The organism is Dietzia sp. NCCP-2495 (assembly GCF_026011735.1).
In the GTDB taxonomy this organism is placed as follows: Bacteria; Actinomycetota; Actinomycetes; order Mycobacteriales; family Mycobacteriaceae; genus Dietzia.
On record NZ_BRVN01000018.1, the window covers coordinates 13,945 to 38,826 of the forward strand.

Here is a 24,882-nt window from a genome sequence, read left to right on the forward strand (position 1 = left end):
GCCGCGGCCGAAGCTGTTTTCGCCCTCCGCGAACCGGAGGATGCCATGGACACCCCGCGCTCCCGTAGCAGCTCCCGAGCCGGCGCCAGCGCCCGCACCCGCGGCAACGCCCGCGCCCGTTCCCTCGTCGCCGCGCCGCTCGCCGCCCTGGCGTTGGTCGCCGCGGCGTGCTCGCCGGCGAACGAGGAGCCGTCCGCCGACCCGTCCGCTACGGGCGAGGCCGCCTCCGGTGAGCCGCAGTCCATCGTCTCCCTGGCCCCCACCACCACCGAGATGCTGTTCGCGGTGGGCGCGGGCGACCAGGTGGTGGCCGTGGACGAGCGCTCGGACTACCCCGAGGACGCGCCGGTGACGGACCTGTCCGGATACACGCCCAACGTGGAGGCGATCCTCGGCTACGACCCCGACCTGGTGGTGCTGTCGGACGACAACGGCGAGATCGTCTCCGGGCTCGAGCGTGCTGGCGTCGAGGTGCTGCTCCTGCCCGCCGCGTCGACCCTGGATGACACCTATACCCAGCTCGAGCAGGTCGGCGCCGCCACCGGTCACGTCGGGGAGGCCGCCGAACTGGTGTCTCAGATGCAGACCGAGATCGAGGAGATCGTGGCTTCGGTGCCCGAGCGCGAGACGCCGCTGACCTACTTCCATGAACTCGACGACACCTACTACACCGTCACCGACGCCACCTACATCGGCGAGATCTACTCGATGCTGGGCATGACCTCCGTCGCCGACGGCAGTGACACGTACCCCCAGATGTCGGAGGAACTCCTCCTCGAGGCCGACCCCGACGTGGTTCTGCTGGCTGACAGCCAGTGCTGCGGCGTGACCCCGGAGATCGTGGCGCAGCGTCCGGGCTGGGAGCAGATGACCGCCGTGCGCGAGGGCAACGTGTACGTGGTTGACGAGGACCTGGCCAGCCGCTGGGGACCGCGCGTGGTGGACTTCCTGCGCGAGGTCGCCGGCATCGTCGCCGAGATCCCGGCCAGCGCCGGAGCCGGTGCCGGTGCCGGAGCCGACGCTGAAGCTGCTGCCAAGGCCGGGGCCGACGCGCCCGCCGCCCAGCCCACGCCGTGACCCGCCCGTCGTCCCGCAGCGCCGGAGTGCTGGGCGGGGCGACGCTGGTCCTGCTGGCGGCGCTCCTGCTCGGCACCCTCGTGGGGCCCGCCGGCCTCACCGCGAGCGGTGTCCTGCTCGAGTTGCTCGACCGCATCCCGTTCGTCCACCTCGACTCCGGGCTCACGCAGCGCCAGCAGGTCATCCTGTGGGAGATCCGCATCCCGCGCGTGGTGCTGGGGGCGCTCGTCGGCGCGATGCTCGCGATCGCCGGCGCCACCTACCAGGGCGTCTTCCGCAATCCGCTCGCCGACCCGTACCTGCTGGGCGTCTCCAGCGGTGCCGGCTTGGGCGCGACCCTGGCGATCGTCGTGGGTGGAGCCGCCGCGTCGGGGGCGGTCCCGCCGGCGGCGTTCGCGGGCGGCATGATCGCCGTCCTGGCCACCATCGCGCTGGGCCGCAGCGTGGGCGGGGGTCGCAGCGAGGTGGTGATCATCCTCGCCGGTGTGGCCGTGGCCGCATTCGCCAGCGCCATCCAGACCTTCTTCATGCAGCGCCACGACGACACCCTGCGGCAGGTCTACTCCTGGATGCTCGGCCGGCTCACCACCAACGGCTGGGCCGAGGTACTGCGGGTGCTGCCGTATGTCATCGTCTCGATCGCCGTGATCTTCCTGTTCCGCCGCATGCTCGACGTGATGGCGGTCGGCGACGTCGAGGCCGCGACACTGGGGATCGCGCCCGCCCGCGTCCGGCTGATCCTCATCAGCGTGGCGACCCTCGGCACCGCCGCGGTGGTCTCGGTCTCGGGCCTGATCGGGTTCGTCGGGATCGTGATCCCCCACGCCGTCCGCATGCTCATCGGCCCCGGTCACCGCCTGCTCCTGCCGGTGTCCCTGCTGGTCGGCGCGGCATTCCTGGTGCTGACCGATATCGTGGCCCGCACCGCGATGACTCCGGCGGAACTGCCGATCGGCGTGGTCACCGCCGCGATCGGCGCCCCGTTCTTCATGCTGGTCCTGCGCCGCAGCCGAGGTCAGATATGAACGACGACGACACCGCCGCGCAGCCCGCCATCACCTGCCGCGACCTTCGCGTCTCCCGCGACCGCACCCCGATCCTGCACGGCGTCGACCTGACGGTTCCCGCCGGCTCGTGGGTCTCGCTGGTCGGCCCCAACGGCTCCGGCAAGACCACCCTGATGTTCGCGCTCGCGGGCCTCATCGGCTCCACCGGGCACCTCGAGATCGAGGGCATGACCCCGCGTGGTGGCGTGCAACGCAGTTCCGGACGCCGCAGTGCCGGACAGCGCAATCCCGGACAACGCAGCGTCGGGCGCCGCCATGTCGCCCGCACGGTGGCGTTGATGCCCCAGCGACCGGTCGTCCCCGACGGCGTCACGGCCCGCGACCTGATCAGCCTGGGACGCACACCCCACATCCCGCGATTCGGGACGGAGTCGCATCACGACGTCGTCGTCGTCGACACCGTCATCGACCGCCTCGACCTGCACGAACTCTCCGGACGCATCGCCACCACCCTCTCCGGCGGCGAGCTCCAGCGGGTCGTCCTGGCGCGCGCGCTCGCGCAGCAACCGCGCGTCCTCCTGCTCGACGAGCCGACCAGCGCGCTCGACATCGGCCACCAGCAGCAGGTGCTCGACCTGGTGGACGAGCTGCGTCGCGAGTCGGGGCTGACGGTGGTCGCCGCGATGCACGACCTCACGTCCGCGGCGCAGTACGGCGAGCGCCTGGTGCTGCTCGACGGCGGGCGTGTGGTGGCCGACGGGCGACCGGGCGAGGTGCTCACCGCCCAGCGGATCGGGCAGGTCTACGGAGCGCGCGTCGAGGTGGTGGACCGCGGCGACGGGCCGGTGGTGCTGCCGGTGCGGGGGTCTGTGTGATGGAGATCCTGCTGGTCGGCACGGGTGCGGCGGACGGGTGGCCGTCACCGTTCTGTCGGTGCGGATCATGCGAGTCGGCACGCGCGCGCGGCGTGGTGCGGGGCCAGACCTCCGCACTGGTCGACGACGACGTGCTCATCGACTGCGGACCGGAGACGCCCGGCGCGGTGGTTCGCCACGGACGCTCCCTCGCGGCGGTCGGCCACGTCCTGATCACGCACGCCCACTTCGACCATCTCGGTCCCCAGGTGTTGGTCCAGCGGTCCTGGATCCCGGGGCTCTCCGAGCTCGAACTCGTCGGGCCGGCGGACGCGCTACAGGTGTGCCGCGACTGGGTGGGGCCGGATGATCCGGTGCGGTTCACGCCGGTCACCGCGGGGGATCGCGTGCGCGTGGGCCGGTACGACGTGCGGGCGCTGCCGGCGAAGCATCGGGTGTTCCGCTCCGGCGACGCGGTACTGTACGACCTCACCGGGCCCGACCGCACGCGGATCCTGTGGGCCACCGACACCGGGCCGTGGGAGCCAGCCTGGTTCGACGCCGTGCGAGGTGTGCGGTTCGACGCGGTGTTCCTCGAGGAGACGCTCGGCCACCGCGAGGAGATCTCGGAGTTCCACCTGGGGCTTCCGCGTTTCGGGGCGATGCTCGACGGATTGCGCGAGGTCGGCGCGGTGGACGCCGCGACCGAGGTGGTGGCCGTGCACCTGGGCCACCACAATCCGGGGCCGGACGAGCTGGATCGTTCCCTCGCCGCGCTGGGTGCGAGGGCCGGCGACGACGGCGAGGTGGTCCGCCTCCGGGCCGGCGGGCGACCGGAAGCCGGGGCCGGACTACCCGGTTCGGGCAGGTAGCGAGTCGGGCTCTCCCACAACAGACTGTGCCGATTTTGGATAGGCTGACCTAAGTTCCTTGTGCGTGATATGTCAGGAGTCTCAGTGACCAGCGCCCCCCAGCCGACCGCCCCCAAGCCCCGCACACCAGTGACCCTCACGGTCCTTCGCACCGAGAAGGTGAGCGCCCACCTGGTGCGGGTTGTCCTGGGCGGCGCGGGATTCGACGCATTCACGCCACGCGAGGAGACGGACAGCTACATCAAGCTCGAACTGGCCCATGGCGACGACACGGTGATGCGCACCTACACCGTGCGCCGGGTCGACCCGGAGGCACGGGAGATCTGGATCGACTTCGTGGTCCACGGCGACGAGGGCGTCGCGGGACCGTGGGCGCGTACCGTCACCGCCGGCACCGAGATCGCCGTGCGTGGACCGGGTGCCGGGTACCTGCCCGACCCGGCAGCCGACTTCCATCTCCTCGCCGGCGACGAGACCGCCGTGCCCGCGATCGCCGTAACCCTGGAGTCCCTTCCCTCCCACGCCAAGGGTGCGGTGTTCATCGAGGTCGGGACCAGCAAGGACGAGATCGGCCTGACCGCGCCCGCCGGCGTCGAGGTCACGTGGCTGCACCGCGGGATGTCGTCCGCGGACGCCGGCCCCGAGGTCAGCGACGGCTCAGCCCCGCTCGTCGGAGCGATCCGCGGCTTGCCCTGGCCGGAGGGGGACGTACAGGTGTTCGTCCACGGCGAGGCCGAAACCGTCATGAAGCACGTGCGCCCCTACCTTCGTCGCGAGCGCGGGGTGCCCGCCGCCCGGGCCTCCATCTCGGGATACTGGCGGCGCGGCCGCACTGAAGAGGGTTTCCGCACGTGGAAGAAGGAACTGGCAGAGACCGAAAGGGCCTCTTCATAGCAGATTTCCGCGCCCGTGCGTGCCGGTGACGAGAGTCCGACCTTCTGAGCTCGGTTCTACCGAGTACCCTGTGAGACCAGTAAGTTCACGCATCCGGCCCCTCACGTTCACCGTGACCCACGACAAGGCGTTGCACATGGCATTCTCACGCGCGAAGCTCATCACCGGACTTGTGGCCACCTCGGCTCTTGTCCTGACCGGCTGCTCCGGCGGCGACGATTCGACCGGCGGCGAGGGTGACTCGTACCGGATCGGCATCAACCAGCTGGTCCAGCACCCGGCGCTCGACTCGGCCACCGAGGGCTTCAAGTCCGCATTCGAGGATGCGGGAGTCGACGTGGAGTTCGACGAGCAGAACGCCAACGGCGAGCAGGGCACCGCACTGACCATCGCCCAGCAGTTCGCCGGCGCCGACCTGGATCTGGCCCTGGCCGTGGCGACCCCCGCCGCGCAGGCGATGGCCCAGAACATCATCGACATCCCGCTGCTGTTCACCGCGGTCACCGACCCGGTCTCCGCCGACCTCGTCGAGTCCCTGGACGCCCCAGGCTCCAATGTCACGGGCACCTCTGACGTGGCCCCGATCGAGAAGCAGTTCGAGCTGCTCAAGGAGATCGTGCCGGACGCCGAGAAGGTCGGCATCGTCTACGCCTCCGGTGAGGTCAACTCGCAGGTGCAGGTCGACCAGGCCACCGAAGCCGCCGAGGGCATGGACCTCGAGATCGCCACGCAGACCGTCACCAGCGTCACCGAGATCCAGCAGGCCGTCGAGGCCCTGGGCGACGTCGACGCGATCTACGTCCCGACCGACAACATGGTCGTCTCCGGCATCGCCTCGCTGGTCCAGGTCGCCGAGGCCAAGAAGATCCCGGTGATCGCCGCCGAGTCGGGCACCGTCGAGGGCGGCGCCGTCGCCACGCTGGGCATCGACTACACCGAGCTCGGTCGCCAGACCGGCGAGATGGCCCTGCGTATCCTGCAGGACGGTGCCGACCCGGCCACGATGCCGGTCGAGACCGCCAAGGAGTACACCTACGTGGTGAACGAGGCCGCCGCCGAGCGCCAGGGCGTGACCATTCCCGAGAACATTCTCGCCGAGGCTGAGAAGAAGTGATCGGCGCCGTCGAGCAAGGCCTCATCTTCGGGGTCATGGCTCTGGGGGTCTACCTGACCTTCCGTGTCCTCAACTTCCCCGACCTCACGGTGGACGGCAGCTTCACCACGGGCGCCGGCACGGCGGCCATGGCGATCCTCGCTGGCTGGAACCCTGTGCTGGCGACCCTCGCCGGGTTCGTCACCGGGTTCCTCGCCGGCGTGGTGACAGGCCTGCTCCACACCAAGGGAAAGATCGACGGCCTGCTCGCCGGCATCCTCACCATGATCGCGCTGTGGTCCATCAACCTGCGGATCATGGGCAGCGCTAACGTGCCGCTCCTGCGTGAGACCACGCTGTTCACCCCGTTGCGCGAGGCCGGACTCCTCGGTGGTTGGGGCAGCGTCGCGATCCTCGCCGCTTCCGTGGTGGCGCTGGGCGTGGTGGTCATCTGGTTCCTGCACACGAACCTGGGCCTGTCCATCCGGGCGACCGGCGACAACGGCCCGATGATCTCCTCGTTCGGCGTCTCCACGGACTTCACCAAGACCCTGACGCTCGCGCTGTCCAACGGTTTCGTGGGCATGTGCGGCGCGATCTACGCCCAGTACCAGGGCTTCGCCGACATCTCGATGGGTATCGGCCTGATCCTCGTCGGCCTGGCGTCGGTGATCATGGGCCAGGCCATCCTCAGCCAGCGGTGGCTGTGGTTGGCCGTGATGGCCGTGATCGTCGGCTCGGTAATCTACCGACTCATCATGGCCGTCGCACTCGACGTGGGACTCGACCCCAACGACATGAAGGCCATCACCGCCCTGCTCGTGGTGATCGCCCTCCTCCTGCCCAGGTGGCGGGGCATTCTCGGCCCGTTCGGTCGCCTCGGCGCATCACCGGTATCGCCGGCAGCGGCGAGCGGGGCCAAAACCGACGAGGCGGCGGATGCCGACGCCACGGCCACCAGCGCCGCGGCCGCAGGCACCACGATCCCCGGCACCGCCTCCGCACACGGGAAGGGCTGATCCGGCCATGTTGACCGTCAACTCCATCTCCAAGACGTTCTTCCCCGGCACCGTCAACGAGCGGCGCGCGCTGAACTCCCTCGAACTCTCGATGGCCGAGGGCGACTTCGTCACGGTTATCGGCTCCAACGGCGCCGGCAAGTCGACCCTGCTCAACGCCGTCTCCGGTCGGCTGCCCATCGACTCGGGCACCATCGAGATCGACGGCAAGTCCGTCAACCGGCTCCCCGAGCACAAGCGGGCCAGGTATGTCGGCCGAGTGTTCCAGGACCCGCTCGCCGGTACCGCTCCCACGCTCACGATCGAGGAGAACATGTCGCTCGCGCTGCTGCGCGGCAAGCGGCGTGGACTCGGACTGGGCCTGTCGGCCAAGCGTCGCGCCCAGTTCGTCGAGCAGCTCGCCATGCTCGAGCTGGGGCTCGAAGACCGTCTCACCGCCAAGGTCGGACTGCTCTCCGGCGGCCAGAGGCAGGCGCTCTCGCTTCTCATGGCCGGCTTCACGCAGCCGCGCATCATGCTCCTCGACGAGCACACCGCGGCGCTGGACCCGCAGCGCGCCGAACTGGTCACCACGATCACCGAGCGCATCGTCCGCGAGGGCGGGCTCACCACGCTCATGGTCACGCACAACATGGAGCAGGCCATCCGGCTGGGCAACCGGCTGATCATGATGCACGAGGGCCAGATCGTCTACGAGGCCGACGCCGAGACCAAGTCCAGGCTCACCGTGCGCGACCTGCTCGCCGAGTTCGCCAACATCAAGGGCGCCACGCTCTCGGACAAGGCGTTCCTCGGCTGAGTCCCCCTCCCGTCGACAAGAGCGTTCGGCACACATCTTCCGAGTAAGACTGTGCGGAACGCTCTTGTCGATTGGTCACGGTCAGTCCCACTCGCCACCCGCGCGCACCCAGCCCTCCCCGTCCCGGCGGACCAGCCCCCTCCGCTCGAACTCGGCGAACCAGCCCGGTGCCGGCCACTCCCCCCAGCGTCGGGCGTAGTGGGCGCCGTTCCGGAGCAGGTCGTCGAGGTGGTCGACCGGCGGGTCGAACACCGGGTGCCATCGGTGATAGGCGTGCGCCCCCGCGACCAGGACCACTGGCACCCGGCGGTAGAGCAATCGGCGCCCGAAATCGGTGTCCTCGGCGCCGTAACCGGTGAACGCCTCGTCGAAGCCGCCGAAGTCCTCGCGGATAGACCGCCACAATGCGGGCCGCACGGCGAAGGACAGCGACCAGAACATCCCGTACTCGTCCGGCTCCAGCGATCGCGTGCCCCTGGTGGGGAAATCGCGTGCAGGGTGCGGGTCCGTGAGTCCAGGCAGGTCGGTCGGGTCGGGAGCGCCGGCGGACTCGGGCAGATAGGTCACCGGTCCCAGGCCCACGGACCCGTCGGGGATCTCGGCGTACCGGCACCCCAGGTCCGGGCCGGGCATGCAGTCCGCATCCAGAAAGACGACCAGGTCCACCCCCAGCTCGGCAGCGCGATCCCCGCCGAGGTTGCGTGCTCGCGCCACTGGCAGATTCGGCCCGGCCGGGAGTTCCACCGTGATGGTGCCGAGGTCGGCAAGTTCGGCAGCCAGCTCCGCGCTGCCGGGGCGCTCCGGGAGCACCACCACGTGCCGGGCCTCCGGCAGGTTCGCCGCGACAGCCTCGCGTTGGGAGCGCAGGTGGTCGATGCGCCCGGGAGTGCACACGGTCACCACAGCGATCGAGGTCCGCCCGCTCATCGCCCGACGCCCTGCACGTCTGACCCCTGCGCGGCGAATCCGGGCGCGACGGGCTCCAGCACGACCGGACCCAGGGCGAGGGGCTCCCGCGCGACAGAATCCAGCACCCCGGCCAGCCGTTGCGCTGCCCCGTCGACCTCCCACGCTTCCCGCAGCCCGGACCCGGCGCCCGGGGTGGATCGGGCCCGCTCGAGCGTTAGTCGTACCGCGGCGACCAGGTCGTTCACGGAGTCATCGCGTCCGACCACCGCGCCCAGTCCGAGCCGCTCCAGGTGGGCCGCGGTGGCGTCCTGTTCATCGAAGGGGCGCATCTCGGGCGCGGCCACCACGTGGGCGTCGGCGGCGGCGAGGTCGGCGATCGAACTCTGCCCGGCAGCGCTGACCACCACGTCCGCGCGGCATATCTCGTCCCACGGGTCGGCGACCCATCTGCCGCCGGGTCCACCGAGCGACACCCAGTCGACCTCCGTCAGCTGGTCGCGGACCGCGTCCCAGCGGGGGTCTGCGGCGTTGCCTCCGGAGCCGCGCAGGTGCAGCACCCGGGGGCGGCCCCGAACACGGGCAGCGGCGCGCGCGTCTGCCGGATCCCGGCCCGCGAATCGGGAGACCCCACCCACCGGGACGAGGGGGCGGTCCGCACCCGCAGGAACGGGAGCGCCTGCCGATCGTGGCCAGCCCGCCACCAGGGCCGAACACACGCCGTGGGCGAGGGCGTGCGGCGCGTCGTCACGGCGGCCGGGTAGAACCGTGGAGACGACGGGGGTGCCGGTGAGCCGGGCGGCCAGGGTGACCTCGACGGAGATGTCGGTCCACAGCAGCGCCGGTCCGGTGCGGTCGATCCATTCGGCGAGCAGGGCCATCCGGCGGCGCAGCCCCGGCTGGTGCTCCGGCGCCCAGTGCAGGCGGCCCCCGGCGGTCGGGTCGAGCCCAGTGGCCGACCCGTCGTGGTCCAGCGGCAGCGGCAGGATCTGCACGCGCCCCGGGTCGGGGTTCATGGCGGGGGCGACCGGCGCGGACGTGAGAATGGTGACCTCGTCACGGAGTTCGGTCGCCACCGCCAGGGACCGCTGAAGGTGGCCGCTGCCCTGGTGGTGGGCGTAGATGCCGATCACAGGGCCGCCCCCACGGGCAGACCGCGCAACCGGGCCTCGAGGGAGTCGATGCGGGCGTCGTGGGAGAAGGCCGCGGCCGCCGCCCGGGCGGTGGCGGCCCGGTCCATGGTCAGCGCGGCGGGGATGCCCGCGGCCAGTGCTGATGCGGGGTCGGAGCCCGGGTTGACCAGTACCACCCCGGGCTGTCCGCTGAGGATCTCGCGGGTGCCACCGCGGGCCAGCGCGACAACCGGGGTGCCGCAGGCCAGTGCCTCGACGGAGGTGAGCCCGAACGGCTCCTCCCAGCAGGGGGTCACGAGCGCGACCGATGCCCCGGCCACCAGTGGGACCAGCGCGTCCCGGCCGAGCGGTCCGTGGAAGCGGGCGGCCTCACCGGCCGCGCGCAGTCGTGGGGCCAGGATTTTGTTCATGTACTCGCGGTCGCCGACCCGGCCCGCGATATCGAGTTGCAGGCCTGCCCGCCGGGCCGCCTCCACGGCCAGGTGCGGCCCCTTCTCGGGCACGATCCGCCCCATCCACACCGCTCGGTGCAGACCTACGGGCGCGGGGCGGGGTGACCAGACCGTCATGTCGACGCCGTTGGGCAGGACCTCGGCGCCGTGCGGGATCTGCCACGCGCTCAGTACCGAGCGACTCACGGCCAGTACCTGCCCGGTCGCGGACCCGAGCCTGTCGAACGCCGCCTGCATCGCCGCCAGGGGCGGGCAGTGCAGCGTCGTGATCACGGGCGCGGCCATGTCGGCTGCCCGCACGAGCGGGACGTGACTGAGACTGTGGTTGAGGATCACGTCGAACGTGGATCCGACCAGGTGGTCCATCAGGCGGTCGAACTCGGCCGCGTCGGCCTCGTAACCGCCGGGCGGATAGAAGCTGTCGCCGAAGCCGATGGCCGTGGCCATGGTCGTGAATTCGAACCGCCGGTCGTGGCCCTCGCTGCCGGCCGCCGCGAACAGGGTGACGCGGTGCCCGCGGTCGCGCAGGGCCCGCACCTCATTGGCGACCACCACCTCGAGACCGCCGGCGTACGGCTCGCGGATGGGGAACCTCGATGGGCCGATCACGGCGATGTCCAACCGGTCCCCGCTTCGGATATCCACGATCCCCCTGCCGCTGACGGAGCTCCCCGGGCCCTCCGGGTCTGCCAGATCATCAATCGTGGCCCCCCGGGGGGCCCTCCGCCACCGGAGCGACACCCCCGGCTCTCACCATCCGCCCACCACGCGTTCGAGTCGCACTCCCGTTCCGTCGTCCCCCGGGGGCCGGATCTCGAGGTCCCGCGCCGCGACCCGCGCCGGGTCGAGCGGGCGCTCACCCCACTCCTGCTCGCGCGCCAGTGCGCGCGAGAGGCGGACGTGGGCGAGGGTGCGGCCCTCGTCGTCGTCGATCCTCACGCTCCCGACGGGTGGGCACAGTGCGCGCAACCGCTCCACGGGGAGATCCCCGAGCGCGCAGGGACGGAGGATGTCGACCAGGATGTCGGGACGACGACGAGGACCCACGCCCTGCCCCCCGCGTCGCCACCACCGGCCGCGCTCCCCCACGTCGACCCGTGGGTCGTCGGCGAACAGGCCGGCGATCACCCCGGAGTCCGAGGTGGCAGGGTCGACGGTCGCGACCACATCACCCCAGCGCAGTAGAGAGACGCAGGTCGCGGCTGCGGAGCCGGTCCCGGAGAACGCGGACCCCGCGGCATGGACATGGACAGCGATGGACGGGAGTGCGAAGATCCCGCCGGCGGGGCGCGTGAAGGGCGAGGCGATGAGCGGTGCCAAACGGGCGGTCTCGGCGTTCTTCTGGGCCAGGTGTCGGACGTCTTCCCGCTCGTCCCCGTCGCCTGCGCGGCCCGCCCAGTCCGGGCCGTCGTGCCACGCCACGGCGTCGGGGAGGTAGCGCAGGCGACCGCCGGCCTGTTCGCAGCGCCAGGCCAGGTCCCAGTCCTCACCGCCGTAGCCGATGATCCCGGGATCGAATCCCCCGGCGAGGTCGTAGAGGCGGCGGTGCAGGCCGCACACCGCGGACAGGACTCCGCGCCACAGGCCCTCGCCGCGGGTCAGTTTGTCGGTCTCTGCGTAGAACGCGGCGGGCCAGGCGGGGTCGGGCAGGATCACCTCCGGCTCGACCGCTGTAGTGGCCGGGCCGAAGTGCCCGTACCGGCGGCGGCCCACCACCAGCAAGTCGGGCGCGTGGGCCAGGGCGGCGACCATCGTGGCGACGTAGTCGGGCCCGGGGACGGTATCTCCGTCGAGGAACAGCAGAAGCTCGCCACTGCCCGCCTGCGCGCCGAGGTGACGCGCGGCCGACGCGCGAAAACCACGGTCGTCCTGGCGTACCACCGTGACCCCGGACGGCACGGAGGGCGGGGTGGGTGACCCGTCGTCCGCGACGATCACCCGCATGGACGGCCTTACCGCCGGCATGGGCCCCGCTGGCACGTGCCCGGTCGGATCGTCCCCGACCGTTTCGCGCACCGCCGGCCCGATCCCGACCCCGGCAAGTCCGCGCTGCCCGCTCAGGGCGGCCAGAACCCGGTCGAGCATCCGTTGGCCCCGGTAGTACGGGATCACTACGTCAACGCGCTGCGGGGGCTGGCCGTTCATGTGAGCCACTCCTTCCAGGCCCACAGGTACGCCCGCCCGAGTTCGTCCAGGCCGGGCGGCGGGATGTCGCACACGGTGGGCGCGGGGTCGTCGAGGAGTGCGCGCAGGTCCACGGCAAGATCGGCGCCGCTGGCCAGTAGCAGGGAGCTCGGCCGGATCTGTTCCATCTCCCGGGTGTAGTCCGAGTCCCTGACCAGCGGGCGGCGGCCCGCGGCAGCCCAGGTGTTGAGGGAGCCCGAGGCCGAGACATTTCGGAACAGGGCGACCGGCACGGTCACCGCGCCGAGCGTGCCGGCGAGCTCGTCGTCGTCGATCCGCCCGGTCACCTCCGCCCGGCCACCGGCGGAGCGCACGGTCTCCAGCGCGGCGGCCACGTAGTCCTCGTGCCCCTCGGCCGGCGCGCCCAACAGGCGTAAAGTCACGCGGTCGTCGCCGTCGGCCGCGAGCCGCGCGACGGCCTCCGCGACCAGGTCAACCGCCTTGCCCGGGTGCAGGAAGCCGAAGACGCCCACCGACCGCACATCGAGGGCCGAGACGGCGCGAGCTGTCGGGGCCGCTCCCGTCCGGGCCGAGGTAGGCAGGGCGGGAAGAGGAAGAGCGGGGACAGGCAGCGGGACAACGACGTCGACGACGATGCCCGCGTCCGCGCAGAGACGGCGCTCGTGCCCGGAACTCACCATGACCAGGCCCGATGCGGCGGCGATCCTGCGGTAGGCCCGGGCCCGCCTCCGGCACCGCTCCGCGCCCTCCGCCGGTTGGGGGACGTCGTGCAGGGTCACCGCGACGGGGCGGTCACGCACCAGCGACTCGACCGCCCCGGCGGCCTCGTCAGGTGTCGAGCCGAACAGCGGATCTGTGATGTGCAGGTGTACGGGGGTGCCGGGGTATGCGGTCAGGGCGTCGGTCAGGTGGTCGATGTGGGTGACCTCGATCAGCGCGGTCCCGGCGGCGCGGGCGCAGTCCACAGCGAAGCGGGTCACCCCGTGCTCGGGCGGCCCCAGGGCGACCGTGAGAGGTGGCCGGTCGGCCGGGGAGTCGGCGCTGATCACGCGGGCATCAGCCCCAGCAACTCGATGCGGGCCGCGTGCCGTCTCAGTCCCTCGTCGACCACGCCCGGGGTGGCGGCGTACCAGGCGAGGTGGGCGTCCACGATCTCGCGCTCGGGCACCGGCACCCCGTCGACCAGCCACTCGCGGGGCCCGGTCTCGGGCAGACCCAGCGCACGCTCCACCGCGGGATCGACGGGAGCGCGGGTGGCGCCCAGGGGCTCGCGGTCACCGATCCGGGGAAGGTCCGACAGCAGGCCGGCGGGCAGGTGCCCGAGGATGCGGTCGAACACCGTGGCCAGCGTCTGCCGGTCGGGGTGGTTGATGGTGTGCCAGCGCGGGTAGCCCTCGAGGAGATCCGATACGGGCAGCGCTCCGTGTGCCTGCTCGCGGACTTGGAGCGCCTCGACGGACTCCTCCGCCGAGGCCCGGGCCTGCTCGGTGGTCGGAGTGGCCTCGAGGAGATCGTGGTCGCCGGTCGCGGCGGCCACGAGGGTGCGCAGGTCGTGGTAGGGCGCGATCGGTGGGACGAGCGAGCGATCCCGTGGTGGGCGCACCAGCACCTGGTACGGGTGCAGACCGGCGTAGCGCAGCACCGGCACCAGAGCCACGGAGGCCGACGTCGGGAGTCGGGCCGCGAGCTGGCGGTGGCCCAGGGGCAGGTCTCGGTAGTCGTCGCGGATCGGCTGGATGATCAGCACATCCGTGTAGGCGAGGTCCGCATGCAGGCGCGGGAGGTCGCGGGCCGTCATCTCGTAGACCGGTCGGACATCGATCACGGCGACCTCCTGCGAGGTGCGCAGCAGGTCACGATAGACGTCGGCCTGGCAGTTCCCGATCACCATGATCGTGGGCTGATCCGGAGTGCTCATCGGAGCGAGCGTAGGCAGGGCCGGGGGTGCCGGCAACCGGCTGACGCGGCAGCCGCGCCGGCGAGCGGTGGCGACGGCGTGCTTCGGCGGGCACGGTGACGGGGTGATCTCCGGCCCCTCCTCGACCCCACGGATCCGGGTCCTGTCCGTCCCGGCCGGCCACGACTACGTCCGGCATGCCGTCGGCCCTGCCTCCGGCGTCGAGGTGCTGGCCGATCCCGTACTCGACCCCGCCGAGCCCACGCGGTGGTGGCCGCACCCGGCGTTGGAGGCCGCCGAGCGCCCCGAGGTGCTCGACGGCACCGACCTCGTCCACGTTCACTTCGGCTACGAGCACCGCACCCCCGGGCAGGTCGCGGAGTTCGTCGCCGCGGTCCACGCGCGCGGGTTACCCCTGGTGGTGACCGTGCACGATCTGACGAACCCCCACGAGCCCGACCCCGTGGCGCACCTCGCGCGCACCGGGCACCTGGTCCGCCGCGCGGATGCGGTGATCACGCTGACCGCGGGCGCGGCCGCCGAGATCCGCCGACACTGGGGCGTGGACGCGCACGTCATCCCGCATCCCCGGCTCATGCCGCCCGAGATCACCGAGCCGCACCATCGGGGTCGGCTCGACACGCTTTGCGACCAGCACACACGTTTCCGGGAACCAGCGCCTCGCGCGGTGGGCGTGGTGCTGGGCTCGCTGCGGGCCGGGGTCGCCGTCGAGGAACTCCTGGCCCCGCTGGTCGCGGCCCTGCCGCCGGGTACGCGGTTGGTCGTGATGGTCCGGTCGGATGCGCTTGCCGCGGCTCGCGAGCCCGGCCACCCCCGGTACGCCGCGGCGATCGAACTCGACCGACTCGCGCCAGCCGTCGAAATCCGCGCGCACGAGCACCTGTCCGATGCCGACCTGTGCGCGGCACTCGCCGGGTTCGACGCTCTCGTGCTGCCGCACCGCCACGGCACGCATTCCGGCTGGCTGGAGCTGTGCCGGGACCTGGGCCTCCCCCCGGTCATCCCCGCTATCGGCCATCTCGTGCAGCAGTGGGGCCCCGATGCCGCCTCGTACGACCCGGCCCGCGTCACCGCGGAGGCGCTGACGTCGGAGATGTACGCCGCGCTCTTGGCCGCCCTCGACGGCGCACCGGTTCCACCGCGGTCGCCCGATGCGGAGGACGTGACCGTCGCCCGGGCGCACGGCAGGCTCTACCGCGAGGCCGTCCGGATTGCCGCCCACGATGCCGATCTCCACACTCGCCGGCCCCTCAGCAGCCGCCGCGTGGTCGATCCCGCTCACGTTTCACCAGGTGGAGGTCACAGAACGCCGTGATCTCCGACCACTCGACGGCAGTGGGCGGCCGCGTCAGCCCTCTTTGCGGCGCACCATCTCGGTGATCCACTCCGGCGCGTACGGAGACGTGCAGTTGGCAGGCGTCGGATAGTCCCGCAGGACGCCCAGCCGCTCGCCGATCTCCAGCGCGCGCGGCCGCAGGTCCGGGTTCTCGATCCCGATCTGCGCGAGCGTCGTGTTCATCTCCCACTGCAGTCGCTCGTGCGCCCCGGCCATCTCGGCCTCGATCTGGTCCAGCAACGCGGGCAGGTCCAGACCCTCGGGCTTCTTGACCACCCGGGCCGCGGTCAACGCCCAGCCTGCACTCGCCACGACCGGGTCCGCGTCGGCCAGCCACGCCCCCCGCAGCTCCTCGGCGTGCGGACCCTTCATCACCACGTAACCCACCAGCCAGTCGTGCACCTTCCGGGTGCGCGACTCGCGGATCATCGCATCGAGGTCGGGGGCCGAGAACTCCCGCGGCCGGCAGATGAGCAGCGCCAGCAACCGCGCCGCCGAATCACCGGTGCCCCACAACTCGAGCGCCAGGGGATGGTTCTTCTTCACCCTCTTGGCCACGGCACGCAGCGTGGTGAGGTTCACCGCGTGATCGTCGCCGTGACGCTCGTTGACCTCGCGGATCCGGGCATCGGCGAGCTCCCCGAGCTCCGCCATCACGTCGTCGAGTGTGGGCGTTGTCGTCGTCGTCATGGCCCGTCGCCTCCGTCTCGCACCGTCACCGAACCGATCCCACCACCATACGAGCGCGGTCTCCGTCGCCGCGGCGTGCGCACACTCGCGGCCACGCCGCCGCGCGCCCTATACTCACCGGGTGCGCCTGTGGAGTATCCACCCCGACCTCCTCGACCGCTCCGCACTTGTCGCCGGGTGGCGCGAGGGCCTGCTGGCGCAGAAGGTGCTCCGCGGACTGACCACCGGTTATCGCAGCCACCCGCAGCTCGAGCGGTTCCGCACCCTGCCCGATCCGGTCGCGGGCATCGCCACGTGGCTGCACGCGCTGGCGGATGGCGCGGACGAGCGCGGATACCGCTTCGACCGCACCCGGGTCGTGGTGCCCGCGGGCGCCGAACGACTCGAGCTCACCGACGGTCAGCTCGCGCTGGAGTGGGCGCACCTGCGCGGCAAGGTCACCGCGCGCGACCCTGCGTGGCTGGAGCGGCTCACAGAGCCGCGTCCGCACCCGATGTTCGACCTGGTGCCGGGCCCGGTGGCCGACTGGGAACGCGCGCCCCGGCCGGAGGCCTGACATGACGCCGCTGCTCCCGAGACGTCCGACCCGGTGCGCCGAGGTCGCGGCCGTCCGGGCCCGCGGGATCACCGTCATCCCCATCCTGCCCACCGCTGCCGACCTCGCCGGTCTGGGCGCCCACTTCATGAGCGCGTCCCGGCGGATGGCGGCGTTCGAGCACTCCATGAGGACCGCGCCGGAGACCGTCCGTGCCGCGCTGTCCGCGAACGGGGCCGGCGTCTGAGTCCTGCCCACCCGCGCCCACCGGGAGTGGCGATCATCGGGGCGGAGGTCGCCGGCATCACCGAACGCCTTCACCACCCTCGGCCGTGTGAAGGTTGGGGCGCGGTTCAGCGGGCCGCGCGCCGGGGTACGGGCCGCGTCCCGTCGCCGAGGTCCGGGTCGGGCAGGCGGCGGCTCGGGTCGGCCAGCCCGATCACGTGTCCGTCGGCGGCGAGGCGGCGCATGCCGTCGAGCAGCATCCGGCGGGCGCTGGTGTTGACCGAGGACACGCGGCTCAGATCCAAGGTCACCTCACCGTCGCCGGGCGGGATCTCGGCGAGGCGTCGCAGGACGAGTTCGGCGCTGGCGAAGGTCATCGCACCCTGCAGCCGGAAGACGCGGCTATCGTTGGCCTCGTCGTAGCGGACCGAGCGGACGACTTCCACATCCATGACGGCGGTGTTCATCAGATGCAGGTCGAGGTCCCGCGACAGCCGCTCGAACGCCCGCACCCCCTCGACGCTGTGCCCGTGCGCGTCCAGGCGAGGGGAGAACACCCCGAGTCCGACCTGGGCGGGCAGCGAACCGAGGATCCCACCCGACACCCCGCTCTTGGCCGGAATACCGACGGTGGACATCCAGTCGCCGGCCGCGTCGTACATGCCGCACGTGGCCATGACCGCCAGCACATGACGCGCCACCTCGTCCGAGACCACCCGTTCCGCGGTCACCGGATTGACCCCGCCGGCCGCCAGGGTCACCGCCATCACCGCCAGGTCGCGGACGGTCACCGTGTAGGCGCACTGCCTGGTGTAGCCGCGGACTGCCTCGTCCGGGTCGCCGTCGATGATCCCTCCGGCCCGCACCAGATTCGCCATCGCCCGGTTGCGGAACGCGGTACGCAGCTCGGAGTCCAGGACCGTGATATCCACGTCCAGCGGGCGACCCGCGAACGCCGAGAGCCCCTCCTGCACGGCCGTGTCCCGCTCGATCTCGGTGGCCTCCGGCGGCCCGACGAGGGTGTGCGTAGTGATGGCTCCGATGTTGATCATCGGGTTATCCGGGCGTCCGGTTTCCGGCTCGAGCGAGATCTCGTTGAACGCGTCACCGGACGGCTCCACGCCGACCTTCTCCAGCACACTCTTGATTCCCCGGTCCCGCAGGGCGAGGGCATAGATGAACGGCTTGCTCATCGACTGGATGGTGAACTCGGCGTCCGCATCGCCGGCGGTGTAGACGACGCCGTCAAGGGTGCAGGCGGACACGGCGAACCTGTCCGGGTCGACGGACGCGAGCTCGGGGATGTAGTCGGCCAACTCACCGTCGGCGCCCACCGAGCACGCGTCACGGATCTCGAGCAGATATTCGGGTACCGGCGTCTTCACGTCATCAGCGTGTCATGCCGGGGGCCCGGCGGCGGCGAGGACGCCGCTACAGGACCCCCGGGTCAGGTGCGTGAGTCGATCAGTGATCGTGGTGATCGTCGGCCTTGGTCGGGTGGACGGTGCCGTGAGCGTGCTCCGGCGGGGCGTACAGCGAGTACACCTTGAGGTCGTCGTCACCGATGTTGGTGACGTTATGCCACGAGCCGGCCGGGACAAGGATTACCCAGTCATCGCCGACCTCGCGCTCGAAGTCGAGCTGGTCCTTGGCGGGGCCCATCTGCACGCGGCCCTTACCGGCCTCGACGCGAAGGAACTGATCGTGGTCCTCATGGACCTCGAGCCCGATGTCATCGCCCGGCTTGATGCTCATCACCGTGAGCTGCATGTGCGGTCCGGTCCACAGGGTGGTCCGGTAGTTGTCGTTCTCCAGGGTGGCCTGCTCGATGTCTACGACATACGGGTTCGGACCATGATCGGTGGGGCTCATCGCTGTTCCTGTCCTGTCGAGGGGAGCACTCGGCAGCCGGCCGGCCACCACCGCCGGGTTCCGGCGACTCCCGCGCTTCTATCCGCTTCCAGACTGCCCGAAACTACCCGTTTCCGTGGCCCCTACCGGTCGCGGGGCTGACAGGCGGACACCTGCCCGAACAGGAGACCAGGCTCCGCCGAGCTCATCCCGTCCTACCTCCGTGGTGGGCGTCGTACCTCGTGAGTCCGCGCGCAGCCGGTCCTTCGAGCAGTTCGCCGCACGCCGAGAATCGCGACCCGTGCCACGGGCAGTCCCAGGACCGCTCCGCTTCGTTCCAGCTCAGTACGGCTCCCAGGTGGGGGCACAGCAGTCCGACACGGCAGGTCTCGTCGTCGTCGCCCCTGGCCTGGCCCATCGGCCGGATGCTCGGCCGTGGTGGCCGTACGACCGCCTGCGCCGCGGTCGCGGCGAGTTGCGCCGGTAGCCCCGCCGCGAGTGGTACCGCGCCGCGGACCGTGCCGGTGATCGTGGGCCGACCGAACGACGTCCGCGGCTGCCGCCCCTCGAGGCGGTCGACCATGATCCCCGCGGCTGCGGGCGCCGCCGCCAGTCCCCATTTGCTGTAGCCGCCAGCGAAGTGGACCCGCCCGCGTCCCCACGGCAGTGGTCCGGAGCGGGGCAGCATCGTCACCGGGTGGTAGTCCTGCGCGGACCAGCCGTGCGTGAGGCGCGCGCCCGGGAAGTACTTCTCCGCGTACTCGCGCAGGGAGTCGAGCTTGTCGGCGGTCCCGGCGGCCGTGCCGGTGCGGTGGCCGTTGCCGCCGACGAGCAGCACCTCGCCGCCCGCGGACGGGACCGCGCGCAGCGACCGCGCCGGGCTCTCGACGGAGACGTACATGCCCTCCGGCAGCCCGCCCGCGTAGTCGAAGGCGCACAGGTAGGAGCGTTCGGCCTCCATTGTCGCGACCGAGGGGCCGCGGTCGAGCGCCGGCGTCGCCGTGGCCAGCACCACGTCGCGCGCGGTGAGGGTGGAGCGGCGGGTGGCGGCGCGCGCGGCCGTGGTGTCGGAGGTGCCTGAGGCGTCGGAGGTGTCGACGACGACATCGCCCGCCACCCCGTCGACGGTCACGTCGACAAACGCCTCGTCCCCGCTGCCCCGCGCATCGAGGCCGGTGACGCGCGCGCCCTCCACGATCCGCACGCCGAGCGCCTCGACCGCCCGAACCAGCGCGGCCAGCGCCTCAGTGGGGTCGAACTGCAGCTGCTCCGGCAGCTCGACCGCGGCCTTGGCAGGGAACGGCACGTCGATCCGGTCGTACCACCGCGCGGGCAGCCCCAGTTCGCGAAGGGTCCGCATCTCCTTGCCCAGCGCGGACCCGCCGAGCAGGCCGCGCGAGAACGTCACCGCCCGCGGGCGCTGCACGGCCACATCGTGGGTCTCGCAGAACTCGGCCCACCAGTCCAGGCCGTACAGGTTGGCGTCGGCGTAGGCGCGGGCGGTGTCCAGGCCGTGGCGCGACCGGATGGCGGAGAGCCGCGTGCCCTGCAGCACCGACACCTTGGCCGTGGTCGCCCCGCTGGCGCCCGCGCCGACGGTCCGCGCTTCGAGCACCACCACCGAGTGGCCGCGCGCCGCCGCCATGAGCGCGGTGATCAGGCCGGTGAAGCCTGCACCCGCTATGACAAGGTCCACATGTTCGTCGGCGGGGATGCCGACTGCGGGGACGTCAATGGTGCTGCGCTGCCAGTACGGAGTGCCCATGGTGGCTTACCGTAGGACTGCCCATTCGCTAATGCATCCGCTCGGCTTCCACGTTAGGGACGGGCCAGGGCCCGAGCGGCCGACTCGAACGCCTCTCCGGAGAGCTTTGTGGCGAATCCCTGCAGAGCCTGATTCGTGAGTCCCAGCGAGCTGGGCGGCACAAGCGTCAGGGCGCCCGGAACCAGTCGCGGAGTCGTGCGATAGACCCAGGGCCACTTTCGGCCGCCGACCTCTCCTTCCCACTCCGCCACAAAGTCGGGATTGAACTCCGGGCCATCGAGGATCTCGACAATCGCGTAGCAGCCCCTGTCCTGTCGGGAGTAGATGACCGCCAGGTCACCCGGCTTGATCGTCGGCCGGGCGGTCGCGCTCGGACTGGAGAACCACGCCAAATGGGCCCAGGACTCGGGGACTGCCGACCCATCCTGCGCCTTGACCCACAGCGTCACATCGGGCTGGGTGGCGTATCGCAGGAGCTCCGCGACATCGTGTGTGCCCGTCCCGCCCTCCGGCGGCTCTGGTTCGATCCGCGCCGCGCGCTCACGAAGAACCTGGACCGCATCTGCGTCAACGTACGCCCCCGCGTCCCACCACGTATCCAGCATGCTCTGGACCACCGGCACCTCGGCCGGGGGAACCACGACGGACAGTTCGGAGTTTGGATAGCCGATCCTGTCGGCTGGGTCGTCCCAACCCAGCCCTGTGCCGGTCAGGTTGGCCGACCCGACCATCGCGAAACCCTCGCCCACGACGTAAGCCTTGGCATGGAGGCCCCTGCAGTCCCGGATGGCGACTCCCGCATCGAGGAGTGCGTCGAGCCCGTCGGCGGAGAGGTAACCGTGAGCGGCAGCGCGAGGATCGAGCCTGGTCATCAGGTACCAATCGACATCAGACTCGGCTGCCAGATCAGCTAGTCGTTCAGCGATCTTGGTCGTGAGGTAAGGACTGCACAGGGTCACCTCGCCGCCAGGATCGCGCAGTCGCGGGAACAGCTGATCGCCAGCGTGGGATGTGACGTGTGGAGAACCCATGGGGTCGACGGTAAGCGACGCGGGCTCCAGGCCTCGGATGGTCCGGGGGTCGACGGTGTAGACCCGGCGATCGTCGCCGAGCATGACCGCGTGCTCGGATCCGTCCCATAAGGCTTCGACGCCGGCCGGCGGCCCTTCCGCATCCACTCGTCCCACCACCAGACGGCCGGGCCACCACAGTTCCGGATGCTCGGCGTCCGGGTGAGGCGGAATGTCCGCCAGCCGAGCCCGCAGTCGTCGGCCCTGATCGGTCGCCGTCGCGTACGGGAAGTGCCAGTCCTGCTCGGACCACGCGAAACCACACGATCCACACTCGTACTCGTCGTCCGCCGCGCTGGGAATCACGCATCCGGTCGCGATGCGGCCCGGCGGCGGCGGGCCCGGGATCATCCCACCGTGGAACAGCCGGGTCCGCGCCATCGAGCACGAGGGACACAGCGGACGGTCGGCGCAGATCAATTCTGCGAGTTGTGGAGGAAGCGCCGTGTGCAATCGATCGTGACATGAGACGCACACGTACACCTCATCGGTTTCCGCGAACTCGAGATCCTCCTGCTCGGCCAGGCGATGCACTTCGAGCTCGCTGTCGGTCCGCTCGCAGACCGCACACCCGAAGAACTCGGCGTACGGCGGGATAGGACGAACCTGACTCGTGCATCGCTCAGTCGCCGGATCGGCGGACAGTGCCGCGCCGCGCCAAGAGGTCGGGCTTTCCGCTTCGTTCTCGACCGCTTCGATGATCCGGCGAGCGAATTCCGCGTCCTCGATCGTGACCGGAGCGGAAGGCAGGTCGCACCCGAGCCGTTGCTCGATCGCCGCGACCGCCACTCCGTCAGCGAAGAACTGCCACCCATCGACGTCGACCCCGTCGGCTGCCTGCTCAGCGACACCGATCTCGATGATCACCTCGCCCGGCACGTCGACAACACTCAGAACGATCTCCTCGTCCCGAACATCGTCGGGGAACTCCCACCGGAGGTCGTCGGTGTTCGCCCGTTCATCGCCGGTCAGTGCGGCCACCGCCTGCGCCCAGGGGCCTCCCTTCACCAGATGCAGGCGCCCTGACCCGCTGTCGCCGGTGGGTTCGTTACGATCTTCACGCCGGTTCGTCATGGGCCGATTGTGCGGCTCGGGTCCGACAGCGTCGACCGGAGACCTTGACGACAGCCGGAGCCCCCGCCCACTGTGCCTGGCACAGCACGATGTTGGCACAGAGTTAGTGAGGCTTACCATAACGGTCTGGATGGAACCCGGAACGACGACGACAACCCCGGCACTTTCGGCGACAGCGGCCGGTTCGGGGCCGTGAGCCGGGGCGGTCGGGAGATCAACTGGCCGACCGTCCTGGTCTCGGGAGCGGTGGCCGCGATCGGGTCCTCGCTGTTCCTGGCGCCCCGACGGTCGGGGGCATCGCCCGCCCCGCCCGGGTGCCGTGGCGCAACATCTCCGGTGAGGCCGTCGCGATCGGCGGCCCCCGCAGCTTCCTGTTCCGGCTGACGCTGCCTCTCGGTGTGCTGCTACCCCTGCTCATCACGCTGGTCGTGGCGGCGGTGTCCGAGTCGCTGAACACACGCGACGGACTGCTCGGCGAGACCGCGGTGAGCACCACCAACTCCGTGTGCTGGCTGCTGTGGATCGGCGTGACCGTGTTTGCGGTCTCGGCCGCCTACCGCCAGGCAGAGAGCGAGGCCGGGCCGGTCGCCGAGACCCGCCGGTACGCCTCACCGAGACTGTTGACCAGCATGTTCGCGCGCTGGGTGGTGCTCGGCGGGCTGGCCGCGGTCCTGCTCGGGATCGCGACGATGCTCACCATGCTCGCGCTGCCCGTGTTCTTTCCCGGCGTCCACTCCGAGGTCGACGCGTTCACCCCGGAGGGCGTGCGCTTCCTGTGGGCGCTGCCGGTCTACGCATTCAGCGCCGTGGGTGTGGGGCTGGGGATCGGCGCGCTGATCCCCTCCGCGCCGGCTGCGGTGGCGGTGATGACCGTGTGGTCGTTGCTCGTGGAGAACGCGGTGATCCTGCTGCCGCGCGGCGACGTGCTCACCCGGTTCATGCCGTTCCTCAACGGCGTCTACGGCAGTGGGCAGGACCTCGCGCTCGACCCGGCGTGGGGCCGCGGCGGGGCGCTGGTCTACCTCTGCCTGATCGCGCTGGCGCTCGTGCTGGCCGGGTGGCTGCGCACCCGGGCCGCCCGCCAGCGCTGAATCGCCGCCTGCCGCCCAGAGGCCCACACCATCCGCTCCCCAGGATGAACTCCCGCCCGCGCCGAGCGACTCCCGCCGAGTCGAAGGCTCGATCGAGAAGCGGAAAGCGCACAGACTCACTCGGTCGATGCGGGCCGAACCCTCTTCCCGACGCAGCCGGGCGGCGACGCAGACCGGGCGGCGAGGCAGCCAGGTGACTCGGCTGCGGGACGGCGAGGCGGCTACTTGCCGGTGAACCCGGCGTCCACAGGGAGCGTGATGCCGGTGATGTGCCGGCCCGACTCCTCCACCAGGTAGAGCACCGCGCGCGAGATGTCGATGGGGTCGAGCATCGGCACCGGCAACGCGTTGCCCATCGTGTGCCCGGCCGGGTTGCCGGCGAACCAGGCCTGCATCTCCGCGTGCGACACCATCGCGGTGGGCACGCCGGCCGGGTGGATGGTGTTGATGCGGATGCCGTGCGGCGCCAGCCAGATCATGAGACTGCGCATGATGCCCACCACGCCGTGCTTGCTGGCGGTGTACCCGGTCACGGCCCCCGAGCCGTCGCCGCCGCGGCCGGTCAGGCCGTTCGTGGACGAGATGAGCACGATCGATCCGCCCTGGTCCCGCTCGACCATCAGCGGCGCGATCGCGTGCACGGTGTTCCACACGCCCACCAGGTTGACCATGATCGTGTCGATGAACGCGACCTGCGCATCCGGTTCCTGCCCGCGCTGGAGGTTGATGCCGGCGTTGGCCACGACGATGTCCGGCACGCCGAACGCCTCGACGCACCGGTCAACGGCCGCGGCGACGTCGGCGGTCTCGCGCACATCGCCCTTCACCGCCACGATCTCACCGCCGACCGCCTCCACCTCGGCGACGGTCTGATCCAGATCCGACTGCGTGGCCAGGGCGTACGGCACCGACGCGATGTCCTCGCAGATGTCGAGGGCGAGGATGCGGGCCCCGCGCCGCGCCAGCTCCACCGCGTGACTGCGCCCCTGGCCCCGGGCTGCCCCGGTGATGAAGGCGACCTTGCCCGCGAGTGACTGCTGTTCCATGTGCTCCACACTCCTGCTCACAATGCCCGA

At 71.2% G+C, this 24,882-nt stretch carries 24 protein-coding genes; 12 read left to right on the forward strand and 12 right to left on the reverse strand.

Features of this window, described 5'->3' with window-relative positions; all coding sequences use genetic code 11:
• The first annotated feature begins 45 nt into the window (after positions 1 to 45).
• From OPF83_RS13505 to OPF83_RS13540, 8 genes are all read left to right on the forward strand, one after another.
• The gene (locus tag OPF83_RS13505) at positions 46 to 1,077 is read left to right on the forward strand and encodes an ABC transporter substrate-binding protein (RefSeq protein WP_264888013.1); all 1,032 of its coding nucleotides are present in this window, start codon (positions 46 to 48) and stop codon (positions 1,075 to 1,077) included.
• Entirely contained in the window at positions 1,074 to 2,102 is a 1,029-nt protein-coding gene (locus tag OPF83_RS13510) for an iron ABC transporter permease (protein ID WP_264888014.1), read from the forward strand. The genes OPF83_RS13505 and OPF83_RS13510 overlap by 4 nt, the downstream gene beginning before the upstream one ends.
• Entirely contained in the window at positions 2,099 to 2,959 is an 861-nt protein-coding gene (locus OPF83_RS13515) for an ABC transporter ATP-binding protein (RefSeq protein ID WP_264888015.1), read from the forward strand. Before OPF83_RS13510 ends, OPF83_RS13515 begins: the two co-directional genes overlap by 4 nt.
• Positions 2,959 to 3,810, forward strand: a complete 852-nt coding sequence (locus OPF83_RS13520; protein ID WP_264888016.1) for an MBL fold metallo-hydrolase — start codon at positions 2,959 to 2,961, stop codon at positions 3,808 to 3,810. The genes OPF83_RS13515 and OPF83_RS13520 overlap by 1 nt, the downstream gene beginning before the upstream one ends.
• Before the next feature lie 84 nt (positions 3,811 to 3,894).
• Positions 3,895 to 4,704, forward strand: coding sequence for a siderophore-interacting protein (locus OPF83_RS13525; RefSeq protein ID WP_264888017.1), 810 nt, complete (start codon positions 3,895 to 3,897; stop codon positions 4,702 to 4,704).
• A gap of 136 nt (positions 4,705 to 4,840) precedes the next feature.
• Positions 4,841 to 5,818: an ABC transporter substrate-binding protein gene (locus tag OPF83_RS13530; protein ID WP_264888018.1), complete on the forward strand. Its 978-nt coding sequence runs from the start codon at positions 4,841 to 4,843 to the stop codon at positions 5,816 to 5,818.
• Complete coding sequence (locus OPF83_RS13535; RefSeq protein ID WP_264888019.1) at positions 5,815 to 6,816, forward strand: ABC transporter permease; 1,002 nt, start codon at positions 5,815 to 5,817, stop codon at positions 6,814 to 6,816. The genes OPF83_RS13530 and OPF83_RS13535 overlap by 4 nt, the downstream gene beginning before the upstream one ends.
• Positions 6,817 to 6,823: 7 nt before the next feature.
• A complete protein-coding gene (locus OPF83_RS13540; protein WP_264888020.1) occupies positions 6,824 to 7,615 on the forward strand; it encodes an ABC transporter ATP-binding protein in 792 nt (263 codons plus the stop codon).
• An 81-nt stretch (positions 7,616 to 7,696) separates the two neighbouring features.
• Here OPF83_RS13540 and OPF83_RS13545 read toward each other — a convergent pair whose 3' ends face one another.
• The 6 genes from OPF83_RS13545 to OPF83_RS13570 all read right to left on the reverse strand — a co-directional run bounded on the left by OPF83_RS13545 (position 7,697) and on the right by OPF83_RS13570 (position 14,169).
• The gene (locus tag OPF83_RS13545) at positions 7,697 to 8,542 is read right to left on the reverse strand and encodes a glycosyltransferase family 2 protein (RefSeq protein WP_264888021.1); all 846 of its coding nucleotides are present in this window, start codon (positions 8,540 to 8,542) and stop codon (positions 7,697 to 7,699) included.
• Entirely contained in the window at positions 8,539 to 9,654 is a 1,116-nt protein-coding gene (locus OPF83_RS13550) for a hypothetical protein (protein WP_264888022.1), read from the reverse strand. The genes OPF83_RS13545 and OPF83_RS13550 overlap by 4 nt, the downstream gene beginning before the upstream one ends.
• Positions 9,651 to 10,751, reverse strand: coding sequence for a glycosyltransferase (locus OPF83_RS13555; RefSeq protein WP_264888023.1), 1,101 nt, complete (start codon positions 10,749 to 10,751; stop codon positions 9,651 to 9,653). The genes OPF83_RS13550 and OPF83_RS13555 overlap by 4 nt, the downstream gene beginning before the upstream one ends.
• A gap of 105 nt (positions 10,752 to 10,856) precedes the next feature.
• Positions 10,857 to 12,251, reverse strand: coding sequence for a glycosyltransferase family 2 protein (locus OPF83_RS13560; RefSeq protein WP_264888025.1), 1,395 nt, complete (start codon positions 12,249 to 12,251; stop codon positions 10,857 to 10,859).
• Positions 12,248 to 13,300 carry a hypothetical protein gene (locus OPF83_RS13565; RefSeq protein WP_264888027.1) on the reverse strand — a complete coding sequence of 351 codons (1,053 nt, stop codon included), beginning with the start codon at positions 13,298 to 13,300 and terminating at the stop codon, positions 12,248 to 12,250. Before OPF83_RS13565 ends, OPF83_RS13560 begins: the two co-directional genes overlap by 4 nt.
• Complete coding sequence (locus OPF83_RS13570; protein ID WP_264888028.1) at positions 13,297 to 14,169, reverse strand: WcbI family polysaccharide biosynthesis putative acetyltransferase; 873 nt, start codon at positions 14,167 to 14,169, stop codon at positions 13,297 to 13,299. Before OPF83_RS13570 ends, OPF83_RS13565 begins: the two co-directional genes overlap by 4 nt.
• A 103-nt stretch (positions 14,170 to 14,272) precedes the next feature.
• On the opposite strand from OPF83_RS13570, the gene OPF83_RS13575 reads away from it, so the two are divergent.
• On the forward strand, positions 14,273 to 15,484 hold the full coding sequence (locus tag OPF83_RS13575; protein ID WP_264888030.1) for a glycosyltransferase: 1,212 nt from the start codon (positions 14,273 to 14,275) through the stop codon (positions 15,482 to 15,484).
• A 33-nt stretch (positions 15,485 to 15,517) separates the two neighbouring features.
• Here the strand turns inward: OPF83_RS13575 and OPF83_RS13580 are convergent, their stop codons facing one another.
• Entirely contained in the window at positions 15,518 to 16,195 is a 678-nt protein-coding gene (locus OPF83_RS13580) for a DNA alkylation repair protein (RefSeq protein ID WP_264888032.1), read from the reverse strand.
• Positions 16,196 to 16,316: 121 nt separating this feature from the next.
• Between OPF83_RS13580 and OPF83_RS13585 the strand changes: the two genes are divergently transcribed.
• Both OPF83_RS13585 and OPF83_RS13590 read left to right on the forward strand, forming a co-directional pair.
• Positions 16,317 to 16,751, forward strand: coding sequence for a pyrimidine dimer DNA glycosylase/endonuclease V (locus OPF83_RS13585; RefSeq protein ID WP_264888033.1), 435 nt, complete (start codon positions 16,317 to 16,319; stop codon positions 16,749 to 16,751).
• Position 16,752: 1 nt separating this feature from the next.
• Entirely contained in the window at positions 16,753 to 16,977 is a 225-nt protein-coding gene (locus OPF83_RS13590; protein WP_264888035.1) for a hypothetical protein, read from the forward strand.
• A 106-nt stretch (positions 16,978 to 17,083) separates the two neighbouring features.
• Here the strand turns inward: OPF83_RS13590 and OPF83_RS13595 are convergent, their stop codons facing one another.
• The 4 genes from OPF83_RS13595 to OPF83_RS13610 all read right to left on the reverse strand — a co-directional run bounded on the left by OPF83_RS13595 (position 17,084) and on the right by OPF83_RS13610 (position 22,715).
• The gene (locus tag OPF83_RS13595) at positions 17,084 to 18,340 is read right to left on the reverse strand and encodes a glutaminase (RefSeq protein WP_264888036.1); all 1,257 of its coding nucleotides are present in this window, start codon (positions 18,338 to 18,340) and stop codon (positions 17,084 to 17,086) included.
• 79 nt (positions 18,341 to 18,419) lie between these two features.
• Complete coding sequence (locus OPF83_RS13600; protein ID WP_264888037.1) at positions 18,420 to 18,827, reverse strand: cupin domain-containing protein; 408 nt, start codon at positions 18,825 to 18,827, stop codon at positions 18,420 to 18,422.
• A gap of 184 nt (positions 18,828 to 19,011) precedes the next feature.
• Positions 19,012 to 20,571 (reverse strand): FAD-dependent oxidoreductase, encoded by a 1,560-nt coding sequence (locus tag OPF83_RS13605; protein ID WP_264888039.1) that lies wholly within the window; start codon positions 20,569 to 20,571, stop codon positions 19,012 to 19,014.
• Positions 20,572 to 20,624: 53 nt separating this feature from the next.
• The gene (locus OPF83_RS13610; protein ID WP_264888040.1) at positions 20,625 to 22,715 is read right to left on the reverse strand and encodes a phospholipase D-like domain-containing protein; all 2,091 of its coding nucleotides are present in this window, start codon (positions 22,713 to 22,715) and stop codon (positions 20,625 to 20,627) included.
• Positions 22,716 to 23,029: 314 nt separating this feature from the next.
• Between OPF83_RS13610 and OPF83_RS13615 the strand changes: the two genes are divergently transcribed.
• Positions 23,030 to 23,806 carry a hypothetical protein gene (locus OPF83_RS13615; RefSeq protein ID WP_264888042.1) on the forward strand — a complete coding sequence of 259 codons (777 nt, stop codon included), beginning with the start codon at positions 23,030 to 23,032 and terminating at the stop codon, positions 23,804 to 23,806.
• Between the two features lie 221 nt (positions 23,807 to 24,027).
• On the opposite strand, the gene OPF83_RS13620 is transcribed toward OPF83_RS13615, so the two are convergent.
• Complete coding sequence (locus tag OPF83_RS13620) at positions 24,028 to 24,852, reverse strand: mycofactocin-coupled SDR family oxidoreductase (protein WP_264888044.1); 825 nt, start codon at positions 24,850 to 24,852, stop codon at positions 24,028 to 24,030.
• Positions 24,853 to 24,882 lie beyond the last annotated feature (30 nt).